Below are 16,674 nucleotides of genomic sequence, written 5' to 3'. Positions count from 1 at the left end.
GCCCAGAACCCCAGCAAGCCGGATAGATTCCCTGGCCCCATGCCGCTCCGTGCCATCCTCGCCGCCCTCTCCTTGACGCTGTCCGCGGTCCCCTTCATCGCCCGGGCCGCCACCACCGAGCGGGCCGACGAGCTGCGCAACGTCGCGAGCGCACGGTCCCTGGGCATGGGCAGCGCCTTCCGGGCCACGGGCATGGGTGCGGACGCACTCCTGGGCAATCCGGCGGCGATGGCGCTGTTCCCGGCCTACCGCATCGAGGGCACGGGGGCGTACGACCCGCGCAACAAGGAGGGCTTCCTGGGCGTCACCCTGGCGGACTCCAGCAGCGGCCGGCTGGCGCTGGGCGTGGACTACCACTGGCTGTCGCTGGGGCGCGGCGGGGGGCGCACGTCCGCGAACCTGAGCACGCTGGGCGCGGCGCTGCCGCTGGGCGAGTCGCTGCTCATCGGCCTGTCGGGGCACTACCTGCGGCTGAACGGCCAGTCGCGCTTCGCCAACTCCATCACGATGGACGCGGGCATCCTGTTGCGGCTGAGCGAGCAGCTTTCGCTGGGCGTGTCGGGGCACAACCTCATCGACACGGAGAACGTGGAGCTGACGCGCTACTTCTCCGCGCACGCGGCCTACGTGGGGCAGGCGGTGGTGGTGGCGTTCGACATGCGCGGGGACTTCGAGACGCGCGACTCGGCGGTGCTCACGTACAACACCGGCGCGGAGTACATCCTCGACCAGACGATTCCGCTGCGCGCGGGCTACACGTACGACGGCTTCCAGAAGATTTCGCGCGTGACGGTGGGCGCGGGCTTCCTGTCGCCCGGGGGCGGCGGCGTGGACCTGGCGTACCAGCACGACCTGGGCGGGCTGAACGGGCGCGTGCTGTCGCTCACGCTGCGGCTGCTGGTGAACTGAAGCGTCAGCGGCCCCGGCCGGCTTCGGAGGCGTCTCGCAGGGCGAGGTAGCGCTCGGAGGCGGCGAAGCGGACCAGCTCCTCCAGCTCTGAGTCGTGGGGGCGGCGCGCGCGCAGCACGGTGAGCGCGGGCCCGGGGCCTCCGCAGGCGACGAGCCCCGCGCGGTTGGCGGAGTCGCGCGCGGCGGCGACGAGGAGGCTCGCGTCGAAGTCCCGGGTGCCGGGCTCCATCAGGAGGGCGGCGCGCTCCAGGGCCCTGGGGGACAGGGACTCGCGCACCACGCGGGCGTCGTCACCGGCGTCCTTGGGGTTCTTGAGGACGGAGGACAGGAGCGCGAGCGCGCGCAGCAGGTGGTCCTTGCGCAGGGCGCGCAGGGCGAGCAGGTCCGGTGACAGCGAGAACAGGGCGCGGCCGGCGTGGAAGCGCAGCTCGGCGTTGGTCGGGGGCTGCTGCACGAGGAGCCGGCCCACGACGAGGCGCGGGGCGGTGGTGTGCAGCGGGGTGATGTTGGCGCTGTCGTCGTCGCCCGCGACGAGCTCCGGCAGGGGCACGCCCAAAAGGCGCGCGGCGCCGTTGAGCGCGTCGAGCACGGCGCCAGCGCCTGGGCCGGAGGAGGCGCGCAGGGGCTCCGTGGTGTTGGCGATGCGCGCGGGCGACGGGAACAGCCGGCACAGCGCGATGCCCACGCACGCGAGCAGCTCGCCGGACGGGGTGCGCAGGCCCGGGTGGCGCAGGCCGGCGCGCTCCTGGTGGGTGAGGGGCGCGCGCTGCACGCGGGGCGCGGGGACGTCGCGGCCCTCCAGGGCGTCCGCGAGCTCGCGCATGAGCGCGGCGCGGGTGACGTCACCGCGCTGGTCGAAGTGGTCCACGAGGCCGCGGTAGGGCTTCGGGTCGAGCGGGCGCTCGCGCACGAGCTTGAAGACGAGCGGCTCCGCGGAGGTCGCGTCCGCGGGGGGCGCGGGGTCCGGGACGGCGGCGGGCGTCTCGCGGGTCTCGGTGGAGCCGACGGTGGGGCGGCCCTGGGCCTGGGGGCGCGTGGTGGGGGCCGGGCCGGAGACGGTGCCTTCGGGGCGGCCGGCGCGGTGGATGCGGCGCACGGGGTCCATGCGGCCGGGAGGCGCTTCCCACGCGATGACGCTCGTGGCCTCCACGGGCCCGGCGCCGAGCTCCTGGGCGTCCTCGTCTTCGTCCTCGGACGGAATCTGGCTGAGGAGCGGGATGTCGGGCGGGGCTTCGGGAGCGCCGCGGCCCTTCGCGGGAGGGGCGACGGGGCGCGAGGCTCCGGCCATGGCGCGCGGCGCGGGGGCCGGAGGTTCCACGCCACTGGCGGACAGCGGGGCACGGGGGGCGGCGGGAGGTTCCACGCCGCTGGCGGACAGCGGGAGTCGAGGCGCGTGGCCGGCGCGAGGGGCACGCTCCACGCGGGACGGGGCTTCACGGACCTGCGTGCCCGGGTGCTTGGAGGAGCGGGAGGCGTTGTCCTCGGGGGTGGGCGCGGCCTTGCGCGACGCTGGGGCTTCGGGCTCCGCGTCTGGGGGGAGCGCGGCGCCGAAGGCCGTGGTCCTTTCGCGAGGAGGCGTGGCGGCTGCGCGCGGCTTGCGGTCGGGCGCGGAAGTGGCGTCGTCCGGCGTGGGGCCGGGTTCCTGCGCCGAGCCGCCGCGAGACGGCTTCGCGGCCCGTGCCATGCCGCTGGGAGCGGGGGCGGACTCCGCGACGGGGACAGGGCTCTCCGCTGGCGCCTTCGCGGCGCGACGCGGGGGCTCTGCTTCCGGCGGCGTGCTCGCGATTGAGCCGTGACGGCCGGATGGGGCCTTCGGCTGGCGGGTGGGGTCCGTGCTTGCGGCCGACACGCCAACGGGAGCGTGACGACCGGACGGGGTCTTCGGCTGGCGTGCGGCGTCTGGGCCCGGCGCGGCGGTACCGACAGGCGCATGGCTTCCGGAGGGTGCCTTGGGCTGGCGCGTGGCTTCCGCAGGTGACGGTGCGGCACCACCTACCGGCGCATGACGTCCCGAGGGCGCCTTGGGTTGCCGAGGGGCTTCCGTGGAGGACTTTGCGGTGTCCTCCGGTGCGTGACGCCCCGGAGCGGCCTTGCCAGGAAGCTCGACCTCCGCTCCCGGCACTGTATCCGCGAGGGACACCGGGCTTCCCACTGGAGCCTTCCCGGATGCGGGGCGGCGCTGCGCTTCCGTTCCCTGGGCGGTGTCTCCCACCGACGCGTGCCGTCCCGAGGGGGCCTTGCCAGGAGACGCTCCCGAGCCTCGCTCGGGTTCCTTCCGCGACACGCGCTCAGCCGTGTCACTCCGCGCTCCCGCGCGCCCTCGCTTCTTGTTGCCAGGAGACGCGTCGGGTTCATCTCCTGCCGCGTTGCCGCGCCCCTTGCGCGAAGTCGTGCTGGCTCCTGGAGCCCCGGCCTTCGGGTCCGCTCCGGGCGAGCGCTTCTCCGGTGCATTGGCGGCCGAGGCCTCCTCCGCCTGGAGCAACGAGGGGACATCCGTGTTGGACGTCACCTCGTCGGACAGGTCCTTGCGCTTCGCCGCGGGCACCCGTCCCGTGGCGACCGGCGGCGCGACGAGCACTGACGGAGGCGGCACCCCGACGGCCTGCGATGGCGCCGGACGCGCGGGCTCCGGCGATGGCGGACGGGCGCGCTGCTCGCGGGACTTGCGCAGACTCTCGGCGCGGCGCGCGTAGAGACGGGCCTTCTCCGTGTTGTGCAGCACCTCGCGGCAGAAGAGCGCGAGCCGCTCCCACGTGTGCTGGCGCTCCTCGTCGTCCTCCGTCGCGGTGGCCGCGTTCTCCAGCGCCCAGGCGGCCTCGCCGAACTGCTCACGCTCGGTGCAGCGGTCCGCGAGCAGCAGCCAGGCTTCCTTGTGCCCCGGCTCGAAGCGCACGGCCTGGCGCAGCTCCGCCAGGGCCGCTCCCGCGTCGCCCATCGCCTCCAGCGTGGCGACCCGCTCCAGGTGCGCCTTGCGCGCGGCCGGCCCCCGAGGCTCGCGGGCGAGCTGCGCGTGCAGCAACGCACTCAGCGCGGGCAGGTCCCCCAGACGGCGCGCGAGCGCCAGCAGGTGCTCCCGGGGTTGTTCCTGCTCCGGGCTCTCCGCGAGCACCTCCGCCCAGGCCCACTGCGCGATGCGCAGGTCGCCCAGGGACTCCTCCGCGGTCTGCGCGAGCACCCGCAGCGCCTCCAGGCGATCTGGCGCGCGGCGAGGCGCGGCGGCGCAGGCGGCGCGCAGGCGCTCGACCTGGGCGAAGCGCTCGTCGTCGGAGACGCTGCGCACCAGCCCCGCGAGCACCGGCAGCATCCCGGGCACGAGCGCATCCGCCGCCTCGAAGTCCTCGCGCGCCCTCGCGGGGTTGCCCATGTTCAACTGCCGCTCGCCTCGCGTCAGCAGGGCCACGGCGCGGGCCCGCGAGGTCCTCGCCCGGGAGATCGCGTCATCGAGCGCACGGCGCACGAGCGACGCGTCCTCCCGCTGCGACAACAGCCGGACCTGCTCACGCAGCGCGGTGCGCTCACCGGTCAGCTCGACGATCTCCCGGTACATGCGTGCGGCGCCCGCGGAGTCCTGGAGCTCGTTCTCCATCACCTCCGCGAGCCGCGTCAGCGCTTCGGCGCGCTCGGGGGCGTCCTTCGCCCGGTCCGCGCGCTTGAGGTAGAGTTGGGCCAGCTCGCGCCAGGCACTGCGCGCGATGAGCTGCGCCTCCTGGCGCTGGGACTGAGCCCGCTCCGAGCCCTCGTCCGCGGTGCGTGCCGGGGGCACGGCGGTGGCGGCCCCCTCCTGCGGGAAGACGACCTCTGAAGTTGATTCCTCTTCGTCGAACCCGGGCTTCGAAGTGGAGGGGACGAGCACGGAGGCCCGTCGCGGAGCGGAGGGCTTCCCGTCCCGGGACTGCGTTGACGCGGAAGCGCCCTTCTCCGCTTCGACCCGCTCGGGCGGGATGATCTCCGAGGTCGCCTCTTCGTCGTCGAACGCCATCGCTGGCGCACCCGGCACCAGCACCGCATCCGGCTGGCGGGGGGATGATTTCTTCGCGGTCGATGCGTCCTCGCTCGGCGCCTTGGCTTCCGCTTCAGCGGCCGGTTCGGACGGAGGTGGAGGGAGGACCTCCGACGTCGACTCGTCCGCGTCGAAGGCCTGGGAAGGCGCTCCCGGCACCAGCACCGCATCCGGCGGACGTGGCTCCATCCGCTCCGAAGCCGACGCGTCAGGACCGGCGGTCTTCGCGGACGCCGCCATCGTCGAGGCCGGTGCCTCCTCGGTTGGATTCAGCGATACGGGCTGTGCGGCATCGGCTGGCGGCGCGTCCTCGAGCTTCCTGCCGAACACCTGCGTCGACTCGAACAACGGCGCGGCAACAGGCGTCGATGCATCGACCTTCTCGTCGGATGCCTGCACCGCATCCGACACCGCTGACTCGGTCGCAACGGCCTTCACTTCGGACGCGGCTGCCGTGTCCGGAAGCAGTGGCGTCTGCGTTGCGCTCGCTGGCGACGTTCCAGCGCCGTGCTGCTCCGTTGACGACGCTGCCGCATCGACGCGCTCCGGCGCCTTTGCCGGGCCCGACAGCATCAGTGCGCTCAACGCCGTGATGACGTGTTCAGGCACCGTCGCGGACGGCGAGGTGTTCGACGGCGTAACGACGGGCGCAGGCGCATCCGCGGTGTTCCCGGATGACGAAGCGTTCGCCTCGCCAACAGCGCTCTCAACCCGAGGCGCTTCGTCCACGGACGACGATGCACCCGAGCCCTCGGGGGCCGGATCGCCCGGTGCTTGCGCCGCGACTTCAGGGCGCACCGCATCCGGTCCCTTCTCGCCAGCCTCCTGCTGATCAGCGAGCTGGGGTGACTCGACGGGCCCGATGCCGGAGTCCGTCTCACTCCGTGCGACGGTCTTCGCGACCTGCGGCGGCGTCACCACCCGGGCCTTGCCCGGCCCCTCGTCATCCCAGGGGAACTCCGGCCCTCGCGACGCCGCCCGTGCCGGCTCCGCCCACTCGCCCAGCGGGACCTGCACCGTGGCGGCCCGGGGCGTCCACGCCTGCGGGGCCGGCACCGCCACCACCGGCATCTCCACCACCGTGTTGCCCAGCTCCGGATCCGACAGCGCCAGCGCGGACACCTCCACGGTCTTCGTCCGGGACTCGTCGTCCTCCGCCGGGGGCCGCGGCACCGGCTTCGCCTTCGCCACCCGCTCGCGCAGCACGTCGAGCACGAAGCGGGCCCGGGCGTCGTCCGGCGCGTCCATCAACAACCCGTTGAGCACCGCCGCGGCGCGCGCTTCCTGCCCCGTGCGCCGCAACACCCGCGACAACTGGCGGCGGACCTCGCGGCGCACCTCGCCCCGCTCCGTCACCATCGCCGCGTCCAGCAGGGTGATGACCGCGCGCTCCGTGCCCGCCTTCAGCGCGCACCGGACCAGCACCGCCGCCAGCCGGGGCGTCATCGGCAGGGAGCGGCTGGCGGACACCAGACCGGAATACGCCCGCGCCGCCTGCCCCTCCTGGAGCAACCGGGCCGCGTCCCGGCAGATCCGGGCCACCGCGCCTCGCACGTCCTCTCCTCGCGAGCCCAGCTCCGGTCCGCGCAGGGAGGGCTCCGGCGTCCGTGGGCCCTTGCCGTGTCTCCCGCCACCCATGAAGCCCCCAGTCTACACACGATGCGCGGGACACGGGCACCCTGTCCGCCAGCACAGGGCCCGGGTTTTCCAGATTCTCAGGACGCGTCCATGGCCACGATGGGCCCCTCCGGAACGCGCACGCCCGCCGACTCGAAGAACGCCCGCAGGTCCTCCGGCACCGGCGCCTCCAGCCGCAGCGGCCGGCCCGTGCGCGGATGCCCCAGCTCCAGCGCGTGCGCGTGCAGCAGGCACCGCGGCGCCATCAGCCCGCCCGCGCTCGCCGCGCCGCCATAGCGCGAGTCCCCCAGGATGGGCCTCCCCAGCGCCGTCAGGTGCGCCCGGAGCTGGTGCGTGCGGCCCGTCCGGGGCAGCAGCTCCACCAGGCTGAACGCCTCACCCGCGAACAGCGTCCGGTAGTCCGTCCACGCGGGCACGCCATTGGCCGCGCGGGTCGCCCGCCAGCGCCCCGGCCGCGACGGGTCCTTCGACAGGGGCAGGTCCACCGTGCCGCCCGCAGGCAGCCCCGGCCCCGTCGCCGCGAGGTAGCGCTTGCGCGCGGTGCCCTCCCGGAACGCCTCGGCCAGCGCGGAGGTGGCGGCGGGCGTCTTGCCGAACACCGTCACCCCGGACGTCTCCCGGTCCAGCCGGTGCACCAGCCCCGCCTGCCGGCCCAGGTGTTCTCCCACCAGATCCACCAGGCTTCCGCCCACGCGGCCCTCCGTGGGCTGCGCGTTCAGCCCCGGGGGCTTGTCCACCGCGATGACGTCCGCGTCCTCGAACAGCACGCGCAAGGAGCCCGCGGGCCTCACGGCCTCCAGCGGGCTCTGCCCCGCCTCCTCCAGCACCACCGTCACCACCTGCGCGGCCTGGAGCTTCACGGCCCCGTCCCGCGCGCGCCGCCCCGCCACGTACACGGCGCCCACGTCCACCAGCCGCCGCACGTCCGCCACCGGCAGCCCCAGCTCCTCCGCCACCGCCTCCGCCAGGGCGCGCCCCACGTGCGCCCCCTCCGCCCGGAACGTCCGGCGCTTCATCGCGCGCCCTTCCCGTCCAGGCGGGACTCCAGGGGGGCATGCGGACAGGCGGCGGGGGCGGAGGACATGGCGCGACACTCTATGCGCGTGCTCCCTGCCCTGACGCGGGCTTCCTGTTACCTTCCGCGCCGCCATGGACCGCCCCCTGCTCTCCGTCCGGTCGCGGCTGGATGACTTCCTCGCCGAGCTGGCCACCCTCCAGTACCGCTACGGCGCCGGACTCTCCCCGGACCTCCCCGTCGCGCGCCTCTACGCCTCCTTCCCGGAGCTGTCCTCGCCAGAGACCTTCGCCGCCGCCAACGAGGCGCTCGCCCGCGCGAAGGGCAAGGGCGACCCCGACCCCGTCGCCATCCGCCGCATCACTCTGGTGCGCGAGCTCATCGCCACCCAGGTGGAGGAGTCGCTCGCCCTGCCCGCGGCGGACGCCGTCGTCGCGCTGGAGGCCCGCTCCCACATCCCCGCGGACGACACGACGCTGTCCCTGGCCCAGGCCCTGTCGCAGCTTCCGCGCGAGTCCAGCCGCTCCCGCCGCGCCCTGCTGGAGCGCGGCGCCGGCAACTTCCTCTGGGACCACCGCGGCCCCTACGGAGACCGGCGCGACGCCGCCCTCCAGGCCGCGGAGGTGCTGGGCTTCCCGGACTACCCCTCGCTGCGCCAGGACGTCACCGGCATCGACGCGGGCAAGCTGGCGGAAGGAGCCGAGGAGACCCTCAAGCGCACCGAGGACGCCTACCGCGACGTGCTGGCCTACGTGCTGCGCAAGCTGGAGCCCACCCTGCGCCCGCTGCCCGGCGGCGAGGCGCGGCGCCACGACGTGCAGCACGCCCTTCGCGCCCCGTGGATGGACGCGCACTTCCGCCGCGAGGACACCGTCCCCGCCGTGATGCGCTGGCTGTCCGACTGGGGCCTGCACCCGGAGGCCGGCGGCCGCATCCGCCTGGACGACGAGGCCCGCCCCGGCAAGGCGTCACGCCCCTTCGTCGCCGCCGTGCGCGTGCCCCACGAGGTCCACCTGGTCCTCCAGCCCCGGAGCGGCATGGACGCGCTGGGCGACCTGCTCCACGAGCTGGGCCACGCGTGGCACCTGGCCCACGTGGACGCGGACGCCCCCATGGAGCTGCGCCGCCTGGGCGACGCCTCCGTCACGGAGGCCTTCGCCGCCACCTTCGAGCGGCTGCTCCTGTCCCCGCCCTGGCTCAAGCGCTACCTGGGCCTGCCGTCCGGCACGACGAAGGACGTCGTGCGCCTGGCCGCCTTCCAGGCCCTGGCCGTGCTGCGGCGCCACTGCGCGAAGCTGTCCTACGAGCTGTCCCTCACCACGAAGGGCGCCTCCGCGGACCGCGCGGACGAGTACGCCGACGGCCAGCGCCGCGCCCTCTTCGCGCAGCCGCACCCGGGCTTCTTCCTGCATGACGTGGATTCGCAGCTCTACGTCACCCGCTACCTGCGGGCCTGGGCCCTGGAGACCCGGCTCACCGCTTCTCTCCTGGAGCGGTTCAACGAGGACTTCTGGCGCAACCCCGCCGCCTTCACCTGGCTCAAGGGGCTCTTCGCGCGGGGCGGCGCCGCCGACGCGGAGGGACTGGCCACGGAGGTCTCGGGCACGCCGCTGGCGCTGCCCGAGGCGGGAGCGCGCCTCGTGGCCATCCTCAACCAGTAGGGAGTCCGGCCCCCTACTTCTTCTTGGCGCGCAGCGCGCGGACGATCTTGTCCTTCGCCGCGTTGGCCGGGGCGACCTCGCGGGCCGGCGCCTTGGAGGCGTTGGCCGCGGTGCGCGTCTGGCCGGTGCGCGCGCGCATGGCCTTCATCAACTGCATCTCGATGACGAGCAGCTCGTCCGCCAGCTCCGCGTTCGCACCGGCGGCGCGGGGCAGCGGCGCGCTCTTGCTGGGAGCGCCCGCGCCATGGCGCATGCGCAGGGCCTTCTCCTCCGTGGCCGTCAGCGTGGTGGACTTCTCCAGCGCCGCCTTGACCTCTTTCGCGGTCAACGTGCTACTTCCGACCTTGCGCTCCATCTCCGCTCCCTTCGTTGTGCACGCCTGAACACCCGAGCATGTCAGATGCGTCTGGGCCGCAACCGACGAGGATTGTAGAGGACGCAAGAGGGCCGTCAAAATTTCTTCCAACAGGGCGCTGCCAGTCTGTAGCGACCCGCCCCACCCGCTACAGCTACAGGTGCATCCCCAGCCCCAGGTACGTGGAGCGCAGGGCCTGCCGCTCCCCGGAGAAGGGGGAGCCCCTGGCGGAGAAGTTCTGGTAGCGCGCCTCGGCGGAGAGGAAGAGGTGGTCCCCCAGCTCCACCCCCACGCCGCCGCACAGCTCGAGGCCCACCTGGAGCACGCGGCTGCCCAGCGCGTCCGGGGCCACCGGCTGGGGCCGTGAGTGGGGTACCAGCATGCTGGCCCCCACGCCCAGGAAGGGCCGCACCCGGGTGTCTCCCAGGGGCACCACGCGCACGGAGATGGGCGTCACCTCCGTCAGGTGCCGGCTGGACGCCAGGTGGCCGCCCACCTCCAGCACCGCCCCCGGCTTGCGGTACGCCCAGCCCAGGCCCGCGCTGTAGCCCATGGTGGACTCCGCCTCCGCGTCGCCCTGGAGCACGTAGGCCCCCAGCGGGGCGACGGTGATGCCCAGGTTGCGGGCGGGTTCGGCGTGGGCCGGGGTCGCCAGGAGTGCGAGCCCGGCACACGCCAGGGGGAGGGCGGTGCGGAACATGGCCTCCCGTGAGAGCAAGGCCAGGGCCAGGGGGGTTCCCCAGCCGCGTCAGGCACTTACAGGAAGGGGCGCGCGGAGGTGGAGGCCCGTGCAGGACACGGCCGTCACAGCCTCCGGGGGCCTGGAGGTCCGGCGAGGCGCGGCGGGGTGCGTCAGTTGCCCTCGCCCTCGTCTTCCGGGTCGGGGGCGCCGGGCGTGGCGCCCGGGGTGGCGGTCGAGTCGCCGGCCTTGTTGCGCGGGATGCCGAAGTGGTCCAGCGCGTCCGCGATGCCCTGGGGCTTGTCCGCGTCCGGCAGGAAGTCCTGCGGCGGCTGCAACTGGGGGTCCTTGCCAATCTCCGTCAGGGCGGACTCCAGCGTCATGCGCAGCTCCGCGGCCTCCGGGGTCTTCTCCTGGGGCACGCCGATGCGCCCGTCCAGCCGGGCCTTGAGGACGACGGACGTGGCCGCGTCCACCAGCACCTCGCCCTCCAGCGAGCGCGGCAGCCGGTGCGCGAAGAAGTTGGCGCGGCGCTTCGTCGTCTCGTCCGCGTTCTTGGGCGTGAAGGCCGCGGGCAGCTTCTGGGGCGTGCCGCCCTCCTGGGGGGCGCCCAGGGACACGTTGTACTTCCACGCGGTGCGCCCCTCGTGGGTGACGGTGCCCGCGGGGGTGAGCTTGATGCGGCCCTGGAAGAGGCTGTCGAAGTCGCGGATGGCGCCCGTCAGCTCCGTGCGGGTGCGCTCGGCCATGCCCCGGTCGCGCAGGCGCTGGCGGTACGGGCCGTAGCGGTTGCGGGCGAAGACCTGCCCCTTCACGCGCATCACCTCCAGGCCCTGGTCCCGGGAGTTCTCCAGGATGCCGTGGAAGTCGCCGTTGACGCCCCCGGGGCCCGCGCGGAAGGAGCGCGTCTCCGTGAGCTTCACGGGGGTGTTCCCGTTCGGGCCGGCCCACTCGTAGCCGAGGGTGGACTGGAAGGAGTGCGGGCCCAGCCGCTCGGTCACCTCCGCGGCGTCCATGCCCAGGATGCGGCGGGACACCTGGGGGTTGTCCGCGACGTCCTCCGGCGGCAGCTTCTCCTTCGCCGAGGCCACCACCTTCGGCGGGTCCTCCGGAGAGAAGATGCGGGCCTTGGCCGCCTTGTCGACGGGGTCGGAGCAGCCGGTGGCTGCCAGGACCAGGGCGAGGGCGGCGGACTTCGTCAGACTTCTCACGGAACCTCCACGACCAGGACGGCGGGGGCGGCAAGTTACGTGGGGGGGACAGGAGCGGCAAGCGGTGGCTTGCGTGCGGCCGTGCAAGGGATAGAACGCCCAACCCATGCAGAACCTGCGAGACAAGTTGTTGAAAGCGGGCCTCGTCTCCGAGGAGCAGGCCAAGAAGTCCGACTCCACGCCCTCGGCGCCACGGCGCCAGGAGGACAGCCGGGGGAGCGCTCCACGCGCCCCGGCCCCTCGCGGTCGTGATGAGAATCGGACAGCCGGAGGCCCGCCGCGCCGCGAGGACCGCGGAGGTCCGCCGCGCCGCGAGGGCGGTGGCGGTCCGCCGCGCGGCGCCGGAGGTCCCCCGCGCCAGGGTGCGGGCGGTCCGCCGCGCCAGGGCGGAGGCTTCCGGGGCGGCCCCCAGGGCGGGTTCGGCGCCAGCGCGCGTCCGGGCGCGTCCGCGGAGAAGCCCATCCCCAAGCTGCCGCCCATGCCGGGCTCCAAGGCCTACCAGCGCGCCGAGTCCAAGAAGCAGGTGGAGCTGGACCGCGCCCTGCGCGAGCTGGTGCTCGGCGCCCAGGTGCCCCAGGAGCCGGGCGAGACGGCGTTCTACTTCATGACGCGCAAGGGGAAGCTGCGCCGCATGGAGCTGAGCCCCGCGCAGGCCAAGCAGTTGGAGGACGGCGAGCTGGGCGTGGTGGAGCGTCCGGAGCCCGCGCAGATTGAACACTCGCTGGTGCCCGCCGCCGCGGCCGAGCAGATGTACGCGCTGTCCGCCAAGGCCGTGCGCTTCCTCAACCGCAAGGAGAACCCCGTCGGCTTCATGAACGACGAGGAGCTCAAGGCGCAGCAGGCCGCCGAGGCCTCCGGCACCGCGCCGGAGGTCGCCGACGAGCCCGAGGCCGCCGCGGAGGGTTCCGAGGAGGGCGACGCGTCCGCCGAGGCCCCCGCCGCCGAGCCTTCGTCCGAGCCGAGCGGCGAAGGCGGCACCCAGTCCTGACGTTCCTTCCCGTGCCCTCCCCTCCTCCCCTTCCGGGGGCGAGGGGAGGCGCGGCTTCCACCGGCCGTTGCGCGCTCGCCCTCAGCCGAACGCGTCGATGCCGGTGATGGCCTTGCCCAGCACCAGCGTGTGCACCTCGTGGGTGCCCTCGTAGGTGAAGACGCTCTCCAGATTCAGCATGTGGCGCACGGGCGGGTAGTCGTCCGTGATGCCGTTGGCGCCGTAGATGCTCCGGGCCACGCGGGCGATGTCGAGCGCGCTCTTCACGTTGTTGCGCTTGGCCAGGCTCACCATCACGGGGTTGCTCCTGCCCTCGTCCTTGAGGCGCGCGAGCCGCAGGCTCAAGAGCTGCGCCTTGACGATCTCCTGGAGCATGTCCGCCAGCTTCTCCTGCGTGAGCTGGTAGCCGGCGATGGACTTGCCGTCGAACTGCGTGCGGGCCAGCGCGTACTCGCGCGCGCCCTCGAAGCACGCGATGGCCGCGCCCGTCACCGCGAACGCGATGCCCGCGCGGGCGTTGTTGAGGCACGACAGCGGGCCGCGCAGGCCCACCACGCCGGGCAGCACGTTGTGGTCCGGCACGCGCACGTCCTGGAAGGACAGCTCGCTGGTGTGGGACGCGCGCAGGGAGAACTTGCCGGGGATCTCCCGCGCGCTGAAGCCGGGCATCCCCTTCTCCACCAGGAAGCCGCGCACGGACTCCGGGCCCCCGTCATCCGTCTTCGCCCACACCACCGCGACGTCCGCGATGCCGCCGTTGGTAATCCACGCCTTGGTGCCGTTGAGCACCCAGGTGTCGCCGTCCTTCCGGGCGCGGGCGCGCATGCCGCCGGGGTTGGAGCCGAAGTCGGGCTCGGTGAGGCCGAAGCAGCCGATGAGCTGCCCCTTCGCCATGCCCGGCAGGAAGCGCGCCTTCTGCTCCTCGCTGCCGTAGGCGTGGATGGGGAACATGCACAGCGAGCCCTGCACGGACGCGAAGCTGCGCAGGCCGGAGTCGCCGCGCTCCAGCTCCTGCAACACCAGGCCGTAGCTGACGGAGTTCATCCCCGCGCAGCCGTAGCCCTGGAGGTTCGCGCCCAGCACGCCCAGCTCCGCCAGGCCCGGGATGAGGTGCGCGGGGAAGGTGCCGTCGCGGAAGTGCTTGCCGATGATGGGCAGCACCTCCGCGTCCACGAAGCGGGCCACCGCGTCGCGAGCGGCCTTCTCCTCGGCGGACAGCAGGTCGTCGATTCGGAACAGGTCGGTGATGTCGGCGCGGGGCATGGCGGCGACTTTGACGTCGCCCCGCGGGAGCCGTCAAACGCCGGGGACCTGGCGTGGACGCGAACGTCCGGCGGGAAGCGGCCAGCAGGCCTTGCCCCGGCGACCGCGGCGCAAGCGTCTCCGGCAGCGCGGATGATGCATTTCGCCCTGCACCGTGCGCCCGGCTCCGCGCGCGTTGGCCCTATGCTGTCCGGCCATGGCAAACGAGACGACGAAGTCCGTGGTGGTGACGGGCGCCAGCCGGGGCATTGGCCGCGCGGTGTCCCTGGCGTTCGCGCGCGAGGGCTATGACGTCTGGGCGCTGGCGCGCTCGGCGGAGTCGCTGGAGGCGCTGCGCAAGGAAGGCGGCGAGCGCATCCGCGCGCTCACGGTGGACGTGGCGGACGAGCCCGCGCTGCTCGCGGCGTGCAAGACCGTGCTGGCGGCGGGGACGCCCCGGGTGCTGGTGAACAACGCGGGCATCACCGTGTCCGCGCCGCTGACGAAGACGTCCACGGCGGACCTGGCGAAGGTGATGGCCGTGAACGTGACGGCGCCCTTCCTGCTGTGCCGCGAGCTGATGCCCGCCATGGCGTCCGCGGGCGGCGGCCGGGTCATCAACATCGGCTCCATCACCGCGACGCGCGGGGCGAAGTACACGTCCGCCTACTGCGCGTCCAAGCACGCGCTGCTGGGCCTGACGCGCGCGCTGTCCGTGGAGTACGCGCGCAAGAACGTCACCGTGAACATCGTGAACCCGGGCTGGGTGGAGACGGACATGTTCGCGGGCGCGACGGCCGCCATCACGAAGACGACGGGCCGCAGCGAGGAGCAGGCCCGCGAGGCCCTGGCCGCGATGAGCGCCATGGGCCGCATCATCCAGCCGGAGGAGGTGGCCGCGATGTGCCTCTTCCTCGCGTCGGAGGCGGCGGCGCCCATCACCGGCGCGGCCTACGCCATCGACGGCGGCGAGGCGGCGTAGCGCTCCTCACCGCGTCACAGGCGGTACTGGCCCACGATGTTGCTGACCTCGTGGGACGCGGTGGTGAGGCGCGCGGCGGCCACGGCGCTGGTGGCCACGCGCTCCACCGTCTCGTCCGCCAGCCGCGTCAGGTCGCTCAGCGCGGCGAACAGCTCCGCGATGCCCGCGTCCTGCTGGCTCACCATGTCCGCGATGCTCTTCACGGACACGCTGTTGTTCTGGATGACCTCGGCCAGCGCGCGCAGGCTCTCTCCCGCCGCGCGCGCCTGCTCCAGGCCGCCCTCCACCTCGCGCGTGCCGCCCTCGCTCGTCTGCACCGCCTCGGAGATGGCGCGGCCGATGTCCGCCAGGATGGACTGCACGCGCGCCGTGGCCGTCGCGGACTGGTCCGCCAGCGACCGCATCTGCCGGGCCACCACCGCGAACGCCCGCCCCGCCTCGCCGCTGCGCGCCGCCTCGATGGCCGCGTTCAGCGCCAGCACGTTGGACTGGTCCGCCAGGTCCTTCACCGTGCCGGTGATGTCGCCCACCTGCCGCGTGCTCTGCCGCAGCTCCGACACCGTGTTGGAGATGCGCTCCACCTGCGAACGGATGTGCGTGAGCCCGCCCACGCTGCCCGCCACCGCGGACTCGCCCGCCTGCCCCACCGCGCCCGCCTTCTCCGCCTCGCGCAGCACGCCCGTGGCCCGCTGCGCCGCCGCCCGCGAGCTCTCCTGGAGCTGCCGCGCGGCGATCTGCGTCTGGTGCAGCGCCGCCGCCTGCCGCGTCACCGCCAGGTTCTGGTCCGACGCGGAGTTCGCCAGCTCCAGCGCCGTCGCCTCCAGCTCCTGCGCGGAGTTCTTCAGCGCCATCAGCACCGCGCGCAGCCGCGCCATCATGTCCCCGAAGGACGACGCCAGTTGGCCAATCTCATCCTGGGAGTGGATGTCCAACGTGCCGCTGAAGTCCCCTTCCGCCACCACCCGCGCCGCCGCCGCCGTCAGCGCGCCCAGCGGCGCCATCATCCGCCGCACCAGCAGGAACACGCCCCCGCCCGCCACCAGCGCCACGAGCAGCCCCAGCCCCAGCACCGCCATCAGCGTGGAGCGCATCCGCGCCCACTCCGCCTGCGCGCCGCGCGCCAGCACCAGCTCCAGGCCCTCGCCCACGTCCACCCGCGACACGTGCAGCGACACGCCGCCCACGTCCACCTCGGCGCCGTTCGCCCCGCCCGCGCCCGCCGCGGCCAGCAGCGCCTTCGCCTGGACCGCGTGCACCGACCTGGCCACCAGCCGGGGCCCCGCGTGCAGCAGCGCCTCCAGGTCCTCGCTCCCGTCCTCCAGCCGCCGCAGGTCCTCCGCGCCCAGCTCCGCGCCCACCACCAGGAAGCCCACCGGCACGCCGTTGGACCGCAGCGGCTGCGACACCGCGAACAGGGGCACGCCCGTGGCCGGCAGCAGCACCTGCCCCTGCTGGCGCACCACCTTGTCGATGCCCGGCAGCGTCCGCTCACCGGACGAGGCGAGCACCGTCCCGTCCACGCCCACCAGCGCCATCAGGTCCACGCCCAGCACCATGCGGTGCTCGGTCATCAGGGCGTTCGCCTCCGAGGGGTCCTCCGCGAAGGCCGCCGTGAACACGGGGTTGGCCGCCGCCACGCGCCCCAGCTCCGCCAGCACCCGCAGCTCCTGGTCCTTCAACGCCTGCCAGCGGGTCGCGTCCCGCGCCAGGGCGGAGGCCATCTCCGACTCCACGCGCGAGCGCAGCGAGAGCCCCAGCAGCGTCACGGTCAGCAGCGTGAGGGTGATGACAACGGCGGTGAGGGCCGCGGTCAGGCGCGCGGCAAGGCTGAGCGTCATACGCAACGGGTGCTCGGAGGGGGGAGGGAGACGCGAGGGGGAGCCCCCAGATTAACCTGGAAGATGCGAAGGAATGAAGTCCCTGTGCAGGGTGACTCCCCCTCCGTCCAGGCGGACCCATCGCGTCGGGTCGGCGGTCGGGACCGACCTGTGGGG

The 16,674-nt window shown here is 73.9% G+C and carries 11 protein-coding genes; 4 read left to right on the top strand and 7 right to left on the bottom strand.

Features of this window, described 5'->3' with window-relative positions; all coding sequences use genetic code 11:
* The first annotated feature begins 39 nt into the window (after positions 1-39).
* On the top strand, positions 40-909 hold the full coding sequence (locus tag K8612_RS27060; protein WP_223741195.1) for a hypothetical protein: 870 nt from the start codon (positions 40-42) through the stop codon (positions 907-909).
* 4 nt (positions 910-913) lie between these two features.
* Here the strand turns inward: K8612_RS27060 and K8612_RS27055 are convergent, their stop codons facing one another.
* Both K8612_RS27055 and K8612_RS27050 read right to left on the bottom strand, forming a co-directional pair.
* On the bottom strand, positions 914-6,547 hold the full coding sequence (locus K8612_RS27055; protein ID WP_223764404.1) for a hypothetical protein: 5,634 nt from the start codon (positions 6,545-6,547) through the stop codon (positions 914-916).
* 77 nt (positions 6,548-6,624) lie between these two features.
* Positions 6,625-7,563, bottom strand: a complete 939-nt coding sequence (locus tag K8612_RS27050) for an RluA family pseudouridine synthase (RefSeq protein WP_223741196.1) — start codon at positions 7,561-7,563, stop codon at positions 6,625-6,627.
* Positions 7,564-7,696: 133 nt separating this feature from the next.
* On the opposite strand from K8612_RS27050, the gene K8612_RS27045 reads away from it, so the two are divergent.
* On the top strand, positions 7,697-9,223 hold the full coding sequence (locus tag K8612_RS27045; protein ID WP_223764403.1) for a peptidase M3: 1,527 nt from the start codon (positions 7,697-7,699) through the stop codon (positions 9,221-9,223).
* Between the two features lie 13 nt (positions 9,224-9,236).
* Here the strand turns inward: K8612_RS27045 and K8612_RS27040 are convergent, their stop codons facing one another.
* The 3 genes from K8612_RS27040 to K8612_RS27030 form a co-directional block, all read right to left on the bottom strand.
* Positions 9,237-9,578 carry a hypothetical protein gene (locus tag K8612_RS27040; RefSeq protein ID WP_014394173.1) on the bottom strand — a complete coding sequence of 114 codons (342 nt, stop codon included), beginning with the start codon at positions 9,576-9,578 and terminating at the stop codon, positions 9,237-9,239.
* A gap of 154 nt (positions 9,579-9,732) precedes the next feature.
* Complete coding sequence (locus K8612_RS27035) at positions 9,733-10,278, bottom strand: hypothetical protein (RefSeq protein WP_223764402.1); 546 nt, start codon at positions 10,276-10,278, stop codon at positions 9,733-9,735.
* 152 nt (positions 10,279-10,430) lie between these two features.
* A complete protein-coding gene (locus K8612_RS27030; RefSeq protein ID WP_223741199.1) occupies positions 10,431-11,468 on the bottom strand; it encodes a hypothetical protein in 1,038 nt (345 codons plus the stop codon).
* 106 nt (positions 11,469-11,574) lie between these two features.
* Here K8612_RS27030 and K8612_RS27025 point away from each other — a divergent pair, with 106 nt between their 5' ends.
* On the top strand, positions 11,575-12,456 hold the full coding sequence (locus tag K8612_RS27025) for a DUF2058 family protein (RefSeq protein ID WP_223764401.1): 882 nt from the start codon (positions 11,575-11,577) through the stop codon (positions 12,454-12,456).
* A gap of 81 nt (positions 12,457-12,537) precedes the next feature.
* On the opposite strand, the gene K8612_RS27020 is transcribed toward K8612_RS27025, so the two are convergent.
* Positions 12,538-13,719 (bottom strand): acyl-CoA dehydrogenase family protein, encoded by a 1,182-nt coding sequence (locus K8612_RS27020; RefSeq protein WP_223764400.1) that lies wholly within the window; start codon positions 13,717-13,719, stop codon positions 12,538-12,540.
* A gap of 196 nt (positions 13,720-13,915) precedes the next feature.
* On the opposite strand from K8612_RS27020, the gene K8612_RS27015 reads away from it, so the two are divergent.
* A complete protein-coding gene (locus K8612_RS27015; protein ID WP_223741202.1) occupies positions 13,916-14,680 on the top strand; it encodes an SDR family NAD(P)-dependent oxidoreductase in 765 nt (254 codons plus the stop codon).
* 14 nt (positions 14,681-14,694) lie between these two features.
* On the opposite strand, the gene K8612_RS27010 is transcribed toward K8612_RS27015, so the two are convergent.
* Positions 14,695-16,518 carry a methyl-accepting chemotaxis protein gene (locus K8612_RS27010; protein ID WP_223741203.1) on the bottom strand — a complete coding sequence of 608 codons (1,824 nt, stop codon included), beginning with the start codon at positions 16,516-16,518 and terminating at the stop codon, positions 14,695-14,697.
* Positions 16,519-16,674 lie beyond the last annotated feature (156 nt).

Origin of the sequence: Corallococcus sp. AS-1-6 (genome assembly GCF_020037015.1) — a bacterium.
GTDB lineage: Bacteria > Myxococcota > Myxococcia > Myxococcales > Myxococcaceae > Corallococcus.
This window is presented reverse-complemented; position numbering and strand designations above follow the sequence as displayed.

What these genes read in the sequence shown, in the direction of transcription:
- K8612_RS27060 (WP_223741195.1), top strand. Translation starts at nt 40, where the DNA reads ATGCCGCTCCGTGCCATCCTCGCCGCCCTCTCCTTGACGCTGTCCGCG.
- K8612_RS27055 (WP_223764404.1), bottom strand. Translation starts at nt 6,547, where the DNA reads ATGGGTGGCGGGAGACACGGCAAGGGCCCACGGACGCCGGAGCCCTCC.
- K8612_RS27050 (WP_223741196.1), bottom strand. Translation starts at nt 7,563, where the DNA reads ATGAAGCGCCGGACGTTCCGGGCGGAGGGGGCGCACGTGGGGCGCGCC.
- K8612_RS27045 (WP_223764403.1), top strand. Translation starts at nt 7,697, where the DNA reads ATGGACCGCCCCCTGCTCTCCGTCCGGTCGCGGCTGGATGACTTCCTC.
- K8612_RS27040 (WP_014394173.1), bottom strand. Translation starts at nt 9,578, where the DNA reads ATGGAGCGCAAGGTCGGAAGTAGCACGTTGACCGCGAAAGAGGTCAAG.
- K8612_RS27035 (WP_223764402.1), bottom strand. Translation starts at nt 10,278, where the DNA reads ATGTTCCGCACCGCCCTCCCCCTGGCGTGTGCCGGGCTCGCACTCCTG.
- K8612_RS27025 (WP_223764401.1), top strand. Translation starts at nt 11,575, where the DNA reads ATGCAGAACCTGCGAGACAAGTTGTTGAAAGCGGGCCTCGTCTCCGAG.
- K8612_RS27020 (WP_223764400.1), bottom strand. Translation starts at nt 13,719, where the DNA reads ATGCCCCGCGCCGACATCACCGACCTGTTCCGAATCGACGACCTGCTG.
- K8612_RS27015 (WP_223741202.1), top strand. Translation starts at nt 13,916, where the DNA reads ATGGCAAACGAGACGACGAAGTCCGTGGTGGTGACGGGCGCCAGCCGG.
- K8612_RS27010 (WP_223741203.1), bottom strand. Translation starts at nt 16,518, where the DNA reads ATGACGCTCAGCCTTGCCGCGCGCCTGACCGCGGCCCTCACCGCCGTT.